Source organism: Peterkaempfera podocarpi, from assembly GCF_042466665.1.
GTDB classification, from domain to species: Bacteria; Actinomycetota; Actinomycetes; order Streptomycetales; family Streptomycetaceae; genus Peterkaempfera; species Peterkaempfera podocarpi.
The window spans coordinates 5,260,553-5,277,634 of sequence record NZ_CP162102.1; the positions used below are offsets into that span (position 1 = coordinate 5,260,553).

At 74.4% G+C, this 17,082-nt stretch carries 12 protein-coding genes and 1 pseudogene; 6 read left to right on the plus strand and 7 right to left on the minus strand.

Annotated features, from left to right (window positions below):
* Window positions 1-90: 90 nt before the first annotated feature.
* Window positions 91-1,677, minus strand: coding sequence for an LCP family protein (locus AB0761_RS23225; RefSeq protein WP_377271055.1), 1,587 nt, complete (start codon window positions 1,675-1,677; stop codon window positions 91-93).
* Window positions 1,678-1,866: 189 nt separating this feature from the next.
* Complete coding sequence (locus AB0761_RS23230; protein WP_377271056.1) at window positions 1,867-2,643, minus strand: TIGR03089 family protein; 777 nt, start codon at window positions 2,641-2,643, stop codon at window positions 1,867-1,869.
* Between the two features lie 148 nt (window positions 2,644-2,791).
* Here AB0761_RS23230 and AB0761_RS23235 point away from each other — a divergent pair, with 148 nt between their 5' ends.
* Window positions 2,792-3,994 carry a peptidoglycan recognition protein gene (locus tag AB0761_RS23235; RefSeq protein ID WP_377271057.1) on the plus strand — a complete coding sequence of 401 codons (1,203 nt, stop codon included), beginning with the start codon at window positions 2,792-2,794 and terminating at the stop codon, window positions 3,992-3,994.
* Window positions 3,995-4,016: 22 nt separating this feature from the next.
* Window positions 4,017-5,003 (plus strand): DNA-3-methyladenine glycosylase family protein, encoded by a 987-nt coding sequence (locus AB0761_RS23240; protein WP_377271058.1) that lies wholly within the window; start codon window positions 4,017-4,019, stop codon window positions 5,001-5,003.
* Window positions 5,004-5,242: 239 nt separating this feature from the next.
* Here AB0761_RS23240 and AB0761_RS23245 read toward each other — a convergent pair whose 3' ends face one another.
* The 3 genes from AB0761_RS23245 to AB0761_RS23255 are packed head-to-tail and all read right to left on the minus strand — an operon-like array spanning window position 5,243 to window position 8,023.
* Window positions 5,243-6,556 (minus strand): coenzyme F420-0:L-glutamate ligase, encoded by a 1,314-nt coding sequence (locus tag AB0761_RS23245; protein WP_377271059.1) that lies wholly within the window; start codon window positions 6,554-6,556, stop codon window positions 5,243-5,245.
* On the minus strand, window positions 6,553-7,509 hold the full coding sequence (cofD, locus tag AB0761_RS23250) for a 2-phospho-L-lactate transferase (RefSeq protein WP_377271060.1): 957 nt from the start codon (window positions 7,507-7,509) through the stop codon (window positions 6,553-6,555). The genes AB0761_RS23245 and cofD overlap by 4 nt, the downstream gene beginning before the upstream one ends.
* A gap of 34 nt (window positions 7,510-7,543) precedes the next feature.
* On the minus strand, window positions 7,544-8,023 hold the full coding sequence (locus AB0761_RS23255; RefSeq protein ID WP_377274278.1) for a cysteine dioxygenase: 480 nt from the start codon (window positions 8,021-8,023) through the stop codon (window positions 7,544-7,546).
* A gap of 777 nt (window positions 8,024-8,800) precedes the next feature.
* Between AB0761_RS23255 and AB0761_RS23260 the strand changes: the two genes are divergently transcribed.
* The 3 genes and pseudogenes from AB0761_RS23260 (at window position 8,801) to AB0761_RS23270 (ending at window position 14,697) form a co-directional block, all read left to right on the plus strand.
* A complete protein-coding gene (locus tag AB0761_RS23260; RefSeq protein ID WP_111494589.1) occupies window positions 8,801-9,064 on the plus strand; it encodes a WhiB family transcriptional regulator in 264 nt (87 codons plus the stop codon).
* Between the two features lie 226 nt (window positions 9,065-9,290).
* A complete protein-coding gene (locus AB0761_RS23265) occupies window positions 9,291-13,085 on the plus strand; it encodes a glycosyltransferase (protein WP_377271061.1) in 3,795 nt (1,264 codons plus the stop codon).
* A 6-nt stretch (window positions 13,086-13,091) separates the two neighbouring features.
* Window positions 13,092-14,697 (plus strand): annotated as a pseudogene (locus AB0761_RS23270) (DUF5719 family protein).
* Window positions 14,698-14,733: 36 nt separating this feature from the next.
* Here AB0761_RS23270 and AB0761_RS23275 read toward each other — a convergent pair.
* Window positions 14,734-15,351 carry a TetR/AcrR family transcriptional regulator gene (locus AB0761_RS23275; protein ID WP_377271062.1) on the minus strand — a complete coding sequence of 206 codons (618 nt, stop codon included), beginning with the start codon at window positions 15,349-15,351 and terminating at the stop codon, window positions 14,734-14,736.
* A 146-nt stretch (window positions 15,352-15,497) separates the two neighbouring features.
* Between AB0761_RS23275 and AB0761_RS23280 the strand changes: the two genes are divergently transcribed.
* Window positions 15,498-16,490 carry an NADPH:quinone oxidoreductase family protein gene (locus AB0761_RS23280; protein WP_377271063.1) on the plus strand — a complete coding sequence of 331 codons (993 nt, stop codon included), beginning with the start codon at window positions 15,498-15,500 and terminating at the stop codon, window positions 16,488-16,490.
* Between the two features lie 141 nt (window positions 16,491-16,631).
* Here AB0761_RS23280 and AB0761_RS23285 read toward each other — a convergent pair whose 3' ends face one another.
* Window positions 16,632-17,078, minus strand: coding sequence for a metallopeptidase family protein (locus tag AB0761_RS23285; RefSeq protein ID WP_377271064.1), 447 nt, complete (start codon window positions 17,076-17,078; stop codon window positions 16,632-16,634).
* Between the last annotated feature and the right edge of the window lie 4 nt (window positions 17,079-17,082).

The following is a 17,082-nucleotide window of genomic DNA, read 5'->3' on the forward strand; positions in this document are numbered from 1 at the left end:
GTTCAGCCGCTAGGCAGCCACGTGACAAATCCCGCATAGTGCAAATCGGACATAACTCCCCAGAGCGGCAGGGATTTTAAGAGACCGTGGTCATCCCTTGCCACAGATGTTCTGGTCGGCTGTGCGACCGGAGAAGGTCAGTGCGGCCGCGACACCGGCGCTGTCGCCGGGCGCGGAGGCCGTGGCGGACGCCGACGCCGACGCCGTCGCGGATCCGGTCGCGGTCGCGGATCCGGACGGCGAGGGAGTGGCGGTGCTCTCCCCGCCCTCCGTGGTGGCGGTCGGCGCCGGCCCGGATGTCACCTGGACCGGACGGTCCTGTGCGAGCGCCTGGAAGAGCATGCCGGCCGCGGGCTGCACCAGCTGGTCGCGGTTGTGGTCCGCCGGGTACGGCTCGCGCGGCGCGGTCAGGAAGGCCACATTCTCCGTCGGCATCGACCGCAGGCTCTCCGCAAGGTCGTACAGCGCACTGAGCGAACTCAGCCCGGGGTCGGCGGTGATCGCCGAGGTCGCGGAGTCCAGCAGGGGCCACAGCTTGGTCGGGTTGAGCAGCACCCCGTCGCTCTGCACCTTCTTGACCAGCGAGGCCAGGAACTCCTGCTGCCGGCCCATCCGCTGGGTGTCGCTGCCGTCACCGAGCGTCTCCCGTACCCGTACGAAGCCCAGGGCCTGCTCCCCGTTGAGCTTGTGCGGGCCGGCCGGGAGATCCAGCTTGGCGTCCCTGTCGTGGACGTCCTGGGCGAGGCAGACGTCCACCCCGCCGACCGCGTCCACCATCTTCTTGAAGCCGGAGAAGTCGACGATCAGATGGTGATCGATACGAATACCGGTGAGGTCCTCCACGGTGCGTATGGTGCATGCCGCGCCGCCGAACTCGAAGGCCCAGTTGAACTGCACATGCTGCGGAGAGGTGTGGGAACCGTCCGGCCGCTCGCAGCTGGGCACCTGGACCATGGCGTCACGGGGTATCGAGACCGCCACCGCGCGCTTACGGTCCGCGGACAGGTGCAGCAGGATGGTGGTGTCGGAGCGCTGGCCACCCGAGTCGCCGTACTTGGAGTTGGCGCCGCTGCGGTCGTCACTGCCGATCAGCAGGATGTTCTCGGCGTTGTAGGTGGCCGGAGCGGTGTTGTGGGTCGGCCGGGCCGACTCCTCGTGCTGAAGGATCTGGTTGGTGGCGGTGTCCGTACGGATGTTGCCGTCCAGTCGGTGGTACGCCCACCAGACGCTGCCGCCGCCCGCGGTCAGCAGCAGCGCCAGGGTGCCCGCTCCGGCGGCGAGCAGCCGACGCCGGCGCCTGCGCCGCACGGCGGTTGCCGCGGCGATGGCGTCGGCAGGGGTGCCGGTGTCGGGGGCGTCGGGGGCGTCGTCGTCAGGGCTGCCGTCGTCAGGGGTCGCGGCTTCGGCGGAGTCGTCTGCCGGAGCGGTGGAGTCGGCGTCGGCATCGGCGGTGCCTTCGGCCGGAGTCGCGGAGTCAGTGGTGCCCTCGGCCGGGGTGTCGGCATCGGTGGTGCCGTCGGCCGGAGCGGTGGATTCGGTGGTGTCGGAGGCATCGGAGTCGGAGCCGGGAGCGCCGGTGCGGGCTGCCCCGGGCTCGCTCTGCGGGTCCTCGGCGGTGCCGGAGGACGCGGGGACGGGCTGCTCCGGAGGCTCGGGGGTGTCGGAAGAAGTGGACACGGCGATTCTTGATCCCCCTGTGAGTCGTGCACAGGCGCCGCGAGCCCGGTGCGGCGGGCGGGCGGCTGTCTGGCGGTTACGTCCAGTCAGACACCCGGATGAATCGCAAGGTTGCACGAGAGATCGAGAACATGTGCGTCGGGGCGGCGCCCACCCCCGCGGGCGCCGCCCGAAACCGCCCGGCGGACGTCAGCCCAGCTGCACGGTGACCCGCTCGGAGGAGATCCGCTTCTCCCACTGTTCGGCCGTGAGCGCACCGGAGTTGCGGCACAGCACCACCGAACCGCCGGCGGCCAGCGGTGCCAGCAGCCCGGCCTCCAGGCCTTCCCATGAGTCGTACGGCAGTGTGGACAGCACCCGGTCGCCCGGACCGACGCCGAGCCGGGTGGCTCCCGCGCGGGCCTGCTGCACCGCCTCCTCGCCGGTGAGCCGCAGTTCCGGCCCGCCGGCTCCGATCGACAGCGCGGGCGCATCCGGGTCGACCGGTGAGTACGGTGCGAACCGGTCGGCCTGGGCGGGTACTTCGGTCGCGTAGTCCAGGAATCCGGCCGGGCGCTGCGGGAAGCGGCCGCCGAGCGGGCGGAGCGCCAGCGCCACCCGTTCGCCGGAGCAGGCCTGGGCGGCTTCCAGGCCGTCCGGGCCGCTGACCACCAGGTCGGCTGCGGCCGGGTCGCCGCCGGGGGCGGCGGTGACCCCGACCGACCAGCAGGCGAGCAGCCAGACGGCGGTCTGCCAGTGGGCGGGCAGCAGCAGGGCGGCGGTGTCTCCGGGCCCTGCGCCCAGTTCGTCCTGGAGCAGGTTGGAGGTCTTGGCGACCCAGTTGTCGAACGTCTTGACGGAGAGTTCGACTCTCTCCCCTGTGCCGTCGTCGTAGAAGGTGACCAGGGGGCGGGCGGGGTCCCCGTCGAGCGCGGATCGCAGCAGGTCGGCGGGGGTGCGGGCGTCGGCGGCGAATGTCGCAGTCATGGTGCGCCCCAGACTAAGCCCTGGATGTGTCCGCGGTGTGCGCGGGCGTGGCACCTATCTGCGGCGGTGTGGGCCGGTCGGGACGCGGAATCTGTCGGTTCGCCAGTTGAGGTGGCGTCATGGACGTTATGGGCTCAATATCCCTTTTATGCGTCTTACTCTCCTGACAGCACTGGGGGCGGGGTGCGCCGCCGTCGTGGCCCTGCAGAGCCTGACCGGCGGGAGCCCGGCGGACACCACGGTCCGAGCCGGGCTGGTTCCCGGGGACGCGGTCGCCGCCGCGCCCGGCACCGATCCCGGGGGCTACACCACCACCATCCCGCTGGCCGCCGGCGGGCCGGGCGTGCGGGTGGTCGGCGGGAGCCCGCGGATCCTGGAGGTGCCCGCTGTCCGCACCCGGCCCTTCGACCTGCTCGGCGTCACCTGGGACAACCCCCGTGCCCCACTGGACGGCCGGGTGCGGATCCGGATCCGGGACCGCAGGACCGGCAGCTGGAGCGACTGGAAGCAGGTGACCGGGGCCTCCGACGACGCCCCCGACGTCGGATCCGCCGAGCGCGACGGCCCGGGCGCCCGCGGCGCCACCGCCCCGTTCTGGGCCGGGCCGTCCGACGGCATCCAGGTGCAGGCGGCGCCGGGCCCCTCAGGACTGCCCGCCGGACTGCGGGTCGACCTGGTGGACCCGGGCACCGGAGCGCACAGCTCGGTCGAGCCCCGGGTGCTCCCCGCCGCCGGACCGGGCGACGCAGGCCGGCGTCTCGCCCACCGTGCCTACACCGCCGACCGGCCCAGCATCGTCACCCGGGCGGGCTGGAACGCGGACGAGTCCCTGCTCAGCGGCGATCCGGAGTACACCGGCACGGTGAAGGTCGTCTTCATCCACCACACCGCCACCGGCAACGACTACGACTGCTCCGAGGCGGACGCGGTGGTCCGCTCCATCTACCGCTACCACGTGAAGAGCAACGGCTGGCGGGACATCGGCTACAACTTCCTGGTCGACAAGTGCGGCACCATCTACGAGGGCCGTGCCGGCGGCGTCGACCGCCCGGTGCTGGGCGCCCACACCCTCGGCTACAACGACAACTCCGCGGGGATCGCGGCCCTGGGCACCTTCAGCACCGGGGAGGTGCCCGAGGAGATGCTGGACGCCATCGCCAGGGTCGCCGCCTGGAAGCTCGGGATCGGCGGCCGCAGTCCACTGGGCACGGCTGCGCTGGGTTCCAGGAGGACCACCCTCCAGGCCATCTCCGGACACCGCGACGCGCTTGCCACCCAGTGCCCGGGCGACGTTCTCTATGCCGACCTCGACGACATCCGCAGCGAGGCGGCAGAACTCCAGGGGAGGTAGCAGCCGCGTAGGCTGGACGGCCATGACCGTCCCGCCGCCCAGATCCGCGCCCGGCCCGGCATCCGCCGGGGCCGCGCAGCAGCGCGTCTGGCGGCCCGCATACCCGGTCGACCCGGGCCTCACCCTGGGCTGCCTGCGCCGGGGGCCGGGCGATCCCGCGTACCGCACGACACCGGACGGTGCCGTGTGGCGGGCCTCCCGGACCCCGGCCGGGCCCGGCACCGTGCGGATCGCCGCGCTGCCCGCGCAGGGCACCGTGGAGGCGCAGGCCTGGGGGCCGGGCGCGGAGTGGCTGCTGGACCGGCTGCCGTCCTGGCTCGGTGACGGCGACGACCCCTCGGGGTTCGCCCCCGACCCGCGCCACCAGGTGCTCTACGACGCCCACCGGCGCCACCCGGGCCTGCGGATCGGCCGGACCGGTCTGGTCATGGAAGCGCTGGTGCCTTCGGTGCTGGAGCAGAAGGTCACCTCGGACGAGGCGTACCGGGGCTGGCGGCTGCTGCTCCAGCGGTTCGGCACGCCGGCGCCGGGACCGGCCGGCGGCCAGGACTCACCGGTCGCCCGGATGAGGGTCGCCCCGTCCGCGCGGGACTGGGTGATGGTGCCCTCGTGGGAGTGGCACCGCGCCGGAGTGGACGCCAAGCGGGCCGGCACCGTGGTCCGGGCGGCCCGGCTGGCGCCGCGGCTGGAGGAGGCGTCCGCCATGGAGCCGGCGGCCGCGGCCGCCAGGCTCACCGCGGTGCCCGGCATCGGGCCGTGGACGGCCGCAGAGATCGTGCAGCGCAGCAATGGGGACCCGGACGCGGTCACCGTCGGGGACCTGCACCTGCCCAACACCGTCGGCTGGGCACTGGCCGGGCGCCACCGCACCGACGACGCGGGGATGCTGGAGCTGCTGGAGCCCTACCGGGGGCACCGCCACCGGGCCTGCCGGCTGATCTGTCTCACCGGGTTGCATGCACCGCGCCGGGCGCCGCGCTTCGCGCCCCGGGACTTCCGGGCAATCTGAACGTTTTGCCCGTGTGATGAGGGGCAGCCGATCAGTGGGACACCTCAGGCCGCTCGGCCGTCGGTGGCCACCGGTACGGGCACCGTGGCCACCCGCACGTCAGGCCGGGCCTCGCAGCCGACCCGCTGTTTCTCTCCCCCTCCAGCGGGCCGGCTGCCCATCCTCTCCCGGGAGTTCCCGGGCGTGCTTCCCCTTCCGCTTCCGCCTCCCCGGCGGTGCCGCAGGCCGTTGCCGGTCGCTCAGCGGGTGATGACGAAGGGGTCAGCCGGGCGGGCCGGCCGCTGCGGGGGTGCGGCGGCGGGCCGGCCGACGGCGACGGCGCCCATCGGGTCCCAGCCGTCGGGGAGGTCCAGCGCCTCCCGTACGGTCGGCCGGCAGAACATGGTGGACGACACCCAGGCCGAGCCGTAGCCCTCCCCGGCCAGGGCGACCAGCAGATTCTGCACGGCCGCGCCCATGGCCACCACGAACATCTCCCGCTCCGCGGCACTGCGCCGCTCGTCGGGGTAGTCATGGGCACCGTCGGCGACCAGGCACGGCACCACCAGGTAGGGGGCGTCCCGGAGCACATCGCCGCGCCGGGTGCGGCGGGCGATGCGCTCCTCGCTCCAGCCGTCCAGCTCCCGCAGGTCGCTGCGCCAGGCGTCGAGCATGGCGTCCAGCAGCTTGCCGCGTGCCGCCTCGGTCTCCAGCAGCACAAAGCGCCAGGGGGTGGTGTGGTGCGGTGCGGGCGCGGTGACGGCTGCGGCGACCGCGCGGCGTACGGCACCGCCGTCCACCGGTTCGCCGGTGAACTCCCGGACGGTGCGGCGCAGTGTGACGGCCTGGCGTACCGCCTCGGACGTGCCCAGCCGGAACATGTCGTCCGCCGCGGCGCGGATCAGCGGCCGGGCACCGGGCCCGTGCTCGGCGGTGGTGACCCGGCCCAGGCCGCGGACCACGGCGACCGGCATGCCCGCGGTCTTGCCCTTGACCAGGTCGCCGGCGGCGGCGAGTTCGTCGGCGGTGGCGGTGACGGTCATCGACAGCTCATTGCCGTGGCTGTCGGTGGAGCCGCGGTGGTCGTCCAGCACGGTGAGGCCGGCCGCGCCGATGGCGACGTCGGTGAGGCCGTTGCGCCAGGGGCGGCCGAAGGTGTCGGTGATCACCACGGCGACCTCGGCGCCGGTGAGGTCGCGCAGCCGGGCCCGCAGGGCCCGGGCCGAGGCGTCGGGGTCCTCGGGGAGCAGCAGCACGGTGCCCGGGGCGGTGTTGGAGGCGTCCACCCCGGCGGCGGCCATCACCAGGCCCTGGCGGTTCTCCACGATCCGGGTGCGGCCCCGGCGGGCGATCACCCGGACCGTCTCGGCGTCGATGGCGGCCTCCCGGTCGGCGGCGGCCAGCACCCGGCCCTCGGCCTTGCTGACCACCTTGGAGGTCACCAGCAGGATGTCGCCGTCGAGCAGACCGGGCTGCCCCTCGGCGCGGGCCGCGGCGGCGACCGCGGCGGCCAGGTCGTCGCCCTGGCGGATCTCGGGGACGCCGGGGAGCGCCCACACCGAGTACGTGGTCACCCGCGCACCTCCTCGGCCAGCGCCAGGGCCGCACGGGCCATCGCGGCGGTGGCGTCGACGTCGGTCATCATCAGCGGCACCGCCCGGCAGACGATCCCGGCCTCCTCCACCGCGGCCACGGCGGCCGCGTCGGCGGTGTCCACCAGCCAGCCGTCCAGCAGCCCGGGGCCGTAGTGCCGGGCGACGGCGTCGGCGGTGGACTCCACCCCGACGGCGGCCAGCACCTTGTCGGCCATGCCGCGCACCGGGGCGCCGCCGACGATGGGGGACAGGCCCACCACGGGCGCGTCCGCCTCGGCGAGCGCCTGGCGGACGCCGGGCACGGCGAGGATGGTGCCGATGGAGACCACGGGGTTGGACGGCGGGAAGAGGACGACGTCCGCCTCCGCGATCGCCTCCAGCACACCCGGGGCGGGCTTGGCGTCCTCGGCCCCGACCGGCAGGATCGCCTGCGCCTGCACCTCGGCGTGCAGCCGCACCCAGTACTCCTGGAAGTGGACGGCCCGGCGGCCCTCCGCGTCCTCGATCAGGACATGGGTCTCGACCCGGTCGTCGGACATCGGGATCAGCCGCACCCCGGGCTGCCAGCGGGCGCACAGCGCCTCGGTGACCGCGCTGAGCGGATAGCCGGCGGCGAGCATCTGGGTGCGGACGATGTGGGTGGCGAAGTCCCGGTCGCCCAGGCCGAACCAGTCCGGGCCGACGCCGTACGCCTTGAGCTCCTCCTTGACCGACCAGGTCTCCGCGGCCCGGCCCCAGCCCTGTTCCTCGTGGATGCCCCCGCCGAGGGTGTACATCACGGTGTCGAGGTCCGGGCAGACCTTCAGCCCGAAGAGGTGGATGTCGTCGCCGGTGTTGCCGATGACGGTGATCTCGTCGCCGGGGGCGGCCGCCTTGAGTCCGCGCAGAAAGCGCGCGCCGCCGATTCCTCCGGCCAGTACCACGATGCGCATACCGCCATCCTTCCAGGCGTCGCGGCCCGGGCGGTCAACCGCCCTCGTACGCGGCCTGTCCGGCCGGGGCGGCCGTGGCGCCGTACTGGTTCATCTCGACCAGGCCGGGGGCGTAGACATGGATGCTGACCGCGGGCTCCAGTGCGGTGTTGACCACCTCGTGGACGTATCCGGGTGCGAACACCCGCTGCGCGCCGGGCCGCAGGGTGCGGGTGGACTCGCCGGAGCGGCCCAGGGAGCGTTCGGTCAGCTCGCCCTGAACGACCGTCAGCACGCCGGAGGAGGCGCCGTGGTCGTGCAGTCCGCTGGACTGGCCGGGCAGCCAGCTGAGCAGCCAGACCTCGTAGCCGGGGCCGGTCTCCAGGCGGGCGTACCAGCGGGTGAGCGCGTCGTAGCGGACCAGCGGCTGCCAGCGGGCCCGGTCGGCGGCGGTCCGGCGGGCGAGCGCGGCGAAGCCGGCGACCGTGACGGGGTGGCGTGGGGCGTTGTCCACGGCGAGGTGGGGGAAGGCCATGGGATCGCCGGCGATGGAGAGGTCGCTGAGGCCGTCGGTCCAGCGGCTGTGGGGAGCGGGGGTGTGGAGGGGGGTGCGGTGCACGGGAGGTCCTCGCGGGAGCGGTGGCGCACAACGGCCGCAGGGCTCGGGGGTGCGCTCAGGCAGGGGGCCGGGGCGGTGTGCCGACTGGGCGTGGGCCGCGGAGAGGTCGGGGCCGTCGAGGGCCACCCGGCTCCTGCGGCGCTACAGCGCTACAGACAGCAGGAGCGAGGACAACACAGTGCACTGGCAGCACGGCGGAGCTCCACAGGGAGGCTCCGGGACGTGATGCGCACTGACATGGGGCCAAGGAGACCCTGTCCGGCCGCCGGATGTCAACTTGTCATCGCGGCGGTCCCGGGCTGTCACCCGATCGATGGATCTCTGAGCCACGGTGTTTGCGCGTAAAGATCACCGGGAAGCAGCGCGTCATCAGTCCTGTCGATCCGTTATCGGGCTGTGATCCACATCGCCTCCGCCGCCGGTCGGGCAACCGTCAGGGACCCTGCGGGCGTCGTGAGTGGAGGGCGGTCCCGGATCACGCGGGACCGCATCCTCGAAGCCAAGGTTCCGCTTTGCCCGAATATGCACACTAATCGTGGCCCCTTGGTTCCGGGGAGTGAATCCGCAGGCCAATACCAGAGCCCGGCTTGACTGAGCCAGAGTGACGCACTTGTAATTTCACTCGTGTCGTTCACCGCAACCGCAAAACGGCAGCACCACGGGGAAGCGCAGAGGGGCTAGGAGGCACGCCACATGAGCGAGCTCTTTGAGCTGATGATCGGTGAGGACACCGAGGAGGAGCTCGGCTGGCAGGAACGTGCTCTGTGCGCCCAGACCGACCCCGAGTCGTTCTTCCCTGAAAAGGGCGGTTCGACCAGAGAGGCCAAGAAGGTCTGCCTCGCCTGCGAGGTGCGGTCCGAGTGCCTGGAGTACGCGCTGGCCAACGACGAGCGCTTCGGGATCTGGGGCGGGCTCTCCGAGCGGGAGCGCCGTCGCCTGAAGAAGAGCGCTGTCTGACGCATCGCCGTCGGCATCGCCGCGCAGCGCCCCGCCCCTTCCGGGCGGGGCGCTGCGCTGTTCCCACCTCGGAACCGGACTGCCGGTCCGAGCCGTTAGTGTGGTGCGCCATCCGGCGACGCGTCGTCCGGACCGCGCACCGCCGACACCCGGGCAGACCATCCCCTGCCGCCCGTGGGCAGCGCGCACCACCTGCCGTCCATGCGAACCGGGGCCCGCTCACGCGATGACTGCCTACAGCCACACCCGACCGCCGGCCTATCCGCGGCATCTGGTCACCGCGGTCGTCGTCGCACACGACGGCGCCCGCTGGCTCCCCAAGACCCTCGAAGGACTTCTGGGGCAGGAGCGCCCCGTCCAGCGCGTCGTCGCAGCCGACACCGGGTCGGGCGACGACTCCCCGCGGCTGCTCGCCGACGCCCTCGGCGACGGCATCGTGCACCTGGCCCGCCGCACCGGGTTCGGCACCGCCGTCGGCGAGGCCGTCCGCTCCACCCATCCGCTGCGCCCCGAGGACCTCCCCTACAGCCTGGTCCCCGCCGGCCCCGGCGGCCGGCAGGCCGCACCCCGCCGGGACGAGTACGGCGACCCGCTCGCCGCCCATGAGGACTTCGAGGACGACGAGCAGTACGGCCACGGCTCCTCCACCGAGCCCGTGGAATGGCTCTGGCTGCTCCACGACGACTGCGAACCGCGCCCCGACGCACTGCTGCGGCTGCTCCAGGTGGCCGACTCCACCCCCTCGGCCGCCGTCGTCGGCCCCAAGCTGCGCAGCTGGTACGACCGTCGGCAGCTGCTGGAGGTCGGCGTCAGCATCGCCCGCTCCGGCCGCCGCTGGACCGGACTGGACCGCCGCGAGCAGGACCAGGGCCAGCACGACCAGGTCCGCCCGGTGCTCTCCGTCTCCACCGCGGGAATGCTCATCCGGCGCGACGTCTTCGAGGAGCTCGGCGGCTTCGACCGGGCCCTCCCGCTGATGCGCGACGACGTCGACCTCTGCTGGCGGGTCAACGCCGCGGGGTACCGGGTGATGGTCGCCCCCGACGCCGTACTGCGCCACGCCGAGGCCGCGAGCCGCGAGCGCCGCCCCATCGACTGTGCCCCCGACCACCCCCACCGGGTGGACAAGGCCGGCGCCGTCTTCACCCTGTTCGCGAACTCCCGCGGCCTGCTGCTCCCCTACATCGCCCTGCGGGTGGTCCTCTCCACGCTGCTGCGCACCGTCGCCTACCTCGTCGGCAAGGCCCCCGGCCAGTCCCTGGACGAGCTCGCCGGGCTCGGGCACGTGCTGCTGCGGCTGCCCGGAGTGCTGGCCGCCCGCGTCCGCCGCGCACGTACCCGCTCCGCCACCCCGCTGGACGACCGTTCGCTCTTCCCCGCCCCCGGTGCCACCGTGCGGCTCACCGTCGAGCAGGCCGCCGGGGCGCTGGGCGCCGGGCGCGCCGACGACTCCGGTGCCGGGCGGCACGGCGGCTCGGAGAGCGGACCCTCCGACGACGACGCCGACTTCCTGGAGATCGAGCAGTTCGCCCGGCTCAAGCGGATCGCCCGCCGGCCCGCCCCGGTGCTCTTCGCCGGGCTGCTCCTCATCGCCCTCGTCGCCTGCCGCAACCTGCTCGGCAGCGGCACCCTGCTGGGCGGCGCGCTGCTGCCCGCCGACCGCGCAGCCGACCTCTGGCACGCCTATGCGGACGGCTGGCATCCGGTCGGGGCCGGCGGTGGCGGCAGCGCACCGCCCTACCTGGGCGCACTGGCGGTACTGTCCTGGATCCTGATGGGCAACGCCGACCTGGCGGTCACCCTGCTGCTGGTGCTCTCCATCCCGCTGGCCGGGGTCTCCGCCTACCTGGTGTCCCGGCCGCTGATCGGGTCCCGCGCCGTACGGGCCTGGGCCAGCGCCACCTACGCCTTCCTGCCCGCCGCCACCGGGGCCCTCGCCCAGGGACGCATCGGCACCGCCCTGCTGGCCGTGCTGCTGCCGCCGCTGGCCAGGGCCGCCGCCGTGGCCGCAGGCCTCGGCATCCGCCGCGAGACCGCCGCCCGCGGCGGCCGTCCCGGCTGGCGCAGCGCCTGGACCGCGGCACTGCTGCTCACCGCCGTCACCGCCTTTGTCCCCGTGGTCTGGGTGCTGGCCGTGGTGCTCTGCGCGGCCGCGCTCGCCGCGGCAGTGCTGCGCGGCGGCGCCTACGGCACGGGTACGGTCGCGCTGCGCCGCCTGGGCGTGCGCTGCCTGGCCGTCGTCGGCACCCCCGTGCTGGTGCTCGCGCCGTGGTCACTGGACGTCCTCGGCTCGCCGTCCCGGCTGCTGCTGGAGGCCGGACTGCCCCAGCTGAGCGGCGCTTCGGCGACCCCGCTCGGCCTGGTCCTGGTGAACCCCGGAGGGTCCGGCGTACCGCCCGTGCTGCTCTCGGCCGGCGTGGTGCTCTCCGCCCTGGCCGCGCTGCTGCGCGCGGACCGGCGCCGGGCGGTGATCGCGGCCTGGGCCGCGGCCGCGGCCGGGCTGGTCTTCTCCATCGTCGTCGCGGGCACCACCGTCACCCCCCAGCCCGGAGGGGTGCCGGTCGCGGCCTGGTCCGGGCCGGCCACCCTGCTCACCGGGATCGCACTGCTCGCGGCCGCCTGCATCGGCGCCGACGGGGCGCAGGCCCGGGTGGCGGGCATCGACTTCGGCTGGCGGCAGCCGGTCGCCGCCGTGGTGGTGCTGGCCGCGGTACTGGCCCCGATCGGCACCGGCCTGTGGTGGGCGGCGCGCGGCGCGGGCGATCCGCTGCGGCGTACCGACCCGATCCAGGTTCCCGCCTTTGTGGCCGCCGAGTCCGGCACCGTGGACCGTACCCGGACCCTGGTGCTGCACGGCGACGCCGGCGGCGAGGCGGTCGCCTATGCGCTGGTGCGCGGCTCCGGGCAGTCCCTCGGCGACGCCGAGACCGACACTCCGCAGCCCGCCCTCACCACCCTGGTGGGCAATCTGCTGGCCGGGTCCGGTGGCGACCAGTCCGGCCGGCTCGCCGAGTACGCGGTGGAGTACGTGCTCGTCCAGGCCCCGCTGATCGACAAGGTCCAGGACGTCCTGGACACCACCCCGGGCCTCACCCGGGTCAGCCGGCAGGGCGGCACCGCGCTCTGGCGGGTGGACGGTGCCACGGTCGCCCGGGCAGTGATCACCACCGCCGACGGCAAGGCCACCGCGGTGCCGGCCGGGGTCCACAGCATCAGCACCACCGTCCCGGCAGGCCCGGCCGGCCGCACCCTGCGGCTCGCGGAGCGGGCCGACTCCGGCTGGCAGGCCACCCTGGACGGCAAGCCCCTCACCCCGGTCACCGTGGACGGCTGGGCGCAGGGCTTCACCCTGCCGGCCTCCGGCGGCCGGCTCTCCGTCGGGCACCACGACGGAGCCCTGCACACCGGCTGGATCTGGGCCCAGGTCCTGTTGGCACTCACCCTGGTGGTGCTGGCCCTGCCCGCCCGCAGCTCCACCAACGACGACGACCTGCCGGAGGAGGAGTCGACCGCGGCCGCCGAGCCCCCGCTGCCCGGCAGCCGCCGGGCCCGCCGACTGGCAGCGGCCGAGGGCGCCGAGGCGGCGGAACCGGAGTCCGAGCCCGGGTACCCCGCGGAGGAGCAGCCGGTGTACGAGCCGTCGCTGCCGCAGCAGCCCGGTTCCGAGTCCTACCCGGGCGGCTACGACCCGCCGCCCGCCTACCCCTCGGACGGGGCGTACGCCGACCCGGCGTACGGTGACCCGGCATATGCACAGCAGCCCTACCAGCAGGCCGATCCCTACGGCTGGGACCCTTCGCAGCAGCAGGGCTACGCCGCCCCGGTGCCGCCCCAGCCCGGCTACGGGGACTACGAGCAGACGCAGCAGGGCTACGGCTACGACCCCTACGCCCAGGGCGGGGCGGCCGGGGACGGCGGTGCCTACGGCTCGCTGGACCCCGACGACCCCTGGCTGCAGCAGGGCGGACCCCAGGACCCGTACGGGTCGCGGGGCGCCGGCCGTGACGGATCCGGGAGCTGACGAGCGATGAGGAATGTGACCGCCAACCCCACCACCGCCTCGCTGCTGGCCGCGGCCCTGGTGCTGGCCGCCGCCCTCGGCATCGCCGAGCTGCGTCCGCCCGCTGACCCGCCGGCCAACGGACCCGCCGGCTCCACGCACACCCGGGTGGAGCGGACCTCCGCGATCTGCCCGCAGCCGGTGCAGGGACTCAGCGGCACCACCACGTACACCGCCTTCACCCCGTCGGGGGACTCCGGATCGGCCGGGCCCGCCGCGGCGGCCGGGTCGGGTCCCGGCAAGGCGGTCCTCACCGATGTCGCCGGGTCCGCGCAGCCGAGCGCGGCGCCCAGCGGCAAGCCGACCGGCAAGACGTCGCCCAAGGCGTCCGCCAAGGCCTCGGCGAAGCCGGCGGGCAAGGCGGCCGGAGCGCCGCGCGCCACGCTGCGGAAGACCGGTGTCCCGGTCTCGGCCAAGGCCCCCGTCGGGGACGCGGCCCCAGCGGTGGCAGCGGTGGCCGACGGCGGGTTCGCCCCCGGCTTCACGGTGCAGCAGACCACCCTGGTGACCGATGCCAGGGGCCGTGGCCTCTCCGGTCTGACCTGCGGAGCCTCCGGTACCGGGTTCTGGTTTGCGGGAGCGTCCACTGCGGCGGGCCGCGAGGACTATGTGAACCTCACCAACGCCGAGGACCAGCCCGCCATCGTCGACGTGGTGCTCTACGGGGCCAAGGGCGAGATCGACGACGGCACCGCCGGCAGCCTCACGGTGCCCCCGGGCAGCTCGGTGCCGGTGCTGCTCTCCACCCTCACCAAGACCCCCGTACCGGACCTGGTGGTGAATGTGGTCGCCAGGACCGGCCGGGTGGGCGCCGCACTGCACGCCTCGGACGGCGCCGAAGGGCAGCGACTGGCTGCCGGCCTCCGCCGCCCCCGGCGGCACCGCGGTGATCCCCGGACTGCCCGGCGACCTCACCGCGGCCCGGCTGGTGGTGCTCGCCCCCGGTGACGACGACGCCGACCTCAAGGTGCAGCTCTCCGGGCCCAACGGCTGGTTCACCCCGGCGGGCCACGAGACCCTGCACGTCAAGAGCGGCATGGTGGCCGCCGTCGACCTGGGCGCGCTGACCCGCGGGCAGGCCGCCGCACTGCGGCTGAGCCCCACCGATCCCAAGCACGCCACCCCGGTGGTGGCCGGGCTGCGGGTCGACCGCGGCAAGGGGACCAAGACCGACGCGGCCTGGCTCGTGGGCAGCAACCCGGTGGGTGACAGGGCCACCTCGGCCGAGAACTGGCGGGGCAACTCGACTCTGGTCCTCACCTCCACCGGCGCTGCGGCCAAGGTCAGGATCACCTCGTCGGCGGGGAGCTCGGGCGGCAGCCCGGCGGTCAAGGAACTGCAGATCCCGGCGGGCGGCACCGTCTCTACGGCGGTTCCCGAGCCCGCGGGAGTCAAGGGATCGTGGGCGGTCACCGTGGAGACGCTCTCCGGCGGACCGGTGGCAGCGGCCCGGACGCTCCAGCTGGCCAAGGACGGTGTACCGATGTTCACCGTGCAGCCGCTCCAGGACGACCGCAGCGCGGTGCTGGTTCCCCACGCAGCTCAGGACCCGGCGATCCTCACCGGCCGCTGAGCGGCCCCTGACCGGCGGCCGGCCCTGGATGGACGATCAGGCGCCCGCAGGGGCGCCCAGCATCCGCAGCACCAGATCGGCATAGCGACGGCCGAGCTCCTCCGGGGGCTCGGCCGTCCGCTCGTGGTACCAGCGCACCACGTCGATGCCCAGGGAGAGCACGGCCCGGGCGGCGGTCCGCACGTCCGGCACATCGAAGGCGCCGGACGCCTGCCCCTCGGAGATCAGCGTGCGCACCGTCTCCTCGATCCGGCGGCGCAGCTCCACGACGGCGGCGTAGTCCTCGGGCGGCAGCGCGTGGAGTTCGTACTGGACGATCCGGCCGATGGTGTGGGCGCGGGCGTGCCAGGCGGTGAAGTCCTCCACCAGCCGGCGCATCCGCCGGACCGGCCCGCCCTCGGCCGCGGCCGCGGCCTCCACCAGGGCGAGGGTCTGCTGATGTCCGGTGCTGCTGATCTCGGAGAGCAGTGCGGCCTTGGACGGGTAGTGGACGTAGAGCGCAGCCGGGCTCATACCGGCCGCGGTGGCGATGTCCCTGGTGGTGGTCGCGTGGTAGCCGCGTTCGGCGAAGGCCTCCACGGCGGCCAGCAGCAGGCGCCGGGCGGCCTCGGGGCGCACCTCCGGCCAGAGGTCGGCGGGGGTGGTCGCGGTCATGAGGGCATCCTCGCAGATCCGCACGGGCGCCGGGACGGGGCGGGAGTGCCCTGCCCGGGGTTCCCATCCTGCGGTGCCGATCCTATCCTGAGCAAGCGCTTAGTCGGCGATCTGGGCGGCTACCGGCACGGCAATCAGGAGGCACCGTGAAGGCATGGCAGGTGGCGGAGCTGGGCGAGCCCCGCGAGGCGATGAGGCCCGCGGAGGTGGCCCGGCCGGAGGCGGGGCCGGGCCGGCTGCTGGTGCGGGTGCGGGCAGCCGCGGTCAACTTCCCGGACGCGCTGATGTGCCGCGGCCACTACCAGGTACGGCCGCCGCTGCCGTTCACCCCGGGTGTGGAGCTCTGCGGGGAGATCGCCGAGCTGGGCGAGGGAACCTCGGAGAGCGGCTTCGCGCCCGGCGACCGGGTGATCGGCACGCCGGTGCTGCCGCACGGGGCGTACGCCGAGTACGCGCTGATGGACCCGGCCACCACCTTCCCCGCACCGGCCGCACTCGACGACGCCCAGGCCGCGGCGCTGCACATCGGCTACCAGACGGCCTGGTTCGGCCTGCACCGCAGGGCCGCACTCCGGGCCGGGGAGACCCTGCTGGTGCATGCCGCGGCGGGTGGGGTGGGCAGCGCCGCCGTGCAGCTGGGCAAGGCCGCGGGCGCCACCGTGATCGGCGTCGTCGGGGGGCCGGAGAAGGCCGAGGCGGCCCGGCTGCTGGGCGCCGACCTGGTCGTCGACCGGCACAGCGAGGACTTCGTCGGCGCCGTGAAGCAGGCCACCGGCGGGCGGGGCGCCGATGTGGTCTTCGACCCGGTGGGCGGTGACGCCTACAACGGCTCCACCAAGTGCATCGCCTTCGAGGGGCGGATCCTGGTCGTCGGCTTCGCCGCCGGCGCCATCCCCGCACCGGCCCTCAACCACGCCCTGGTGAAGAACTACGCCATCCTGGGGCTGCACTGGGGGCTGTACAACACCCGGGACCCGCAGGCCGTCCGGCAGGCGCACGAGGAGCTCACCAAGCTCGCGGAGCAGGGCGTGGTCAGTCCGCTGGTCAGTGAGCGCCTCCCGCTGTCCGGCGCCCCGGACGCGGTGCAGCGGGTCGCCGACGGCATCACCACCGGGCGCCTCGCCGTACTGCCCGGCTGATCGGTCCGGCCCCGGCCGGCCGGTCGAACGGCCGGCCGGGAGCCCGGTTCGCAAGGGCCCGGTTCGCAAGGGCCCGGTGAGGGGCGCCCGGCGGGGGACCGGCTGGTGGGCCGCCCGGTCGCCCGGTCGCCCGGTCGGCGGTCACTCCTCGCCGTAGCGGGGGTCCACCGTGTCGGGGGAGAGTCCGAGCAGCTCTGCCACCTGCTCGACCACGATGTCGTGGACCAGCGCGGCCCGCTCGTCCCGGCCCTTGGCGCGGATCTCCACCGGGCGGCGGAAGACCACGATCCGGGTGGGGCGGTCCTTGGCCGCCGGGACCAGCCTGCCCAGCGGCACCGCGTCGCCGAGCGCGCTCGCCGCCTCCTCGGGCCCGGTCGGCGGCCACGGCACCTCCTGCACCGCGAACTCCACCTCGCCCAGCTGCGGCCAGCGGCGCTCCAGGCGGTCCACGGAGTCGCGCACGAAGTCGTCGAAGACCTCCGCCCGACTCAGCGAAATCGGGACCTGCGGCGGCGCGAGCGGGCCACGCAGTCCGCGACCGTGCCGGTCGCGGCGCCGTGGCCGCGGTGGGTGGGAGGAGCTGTCCATATCA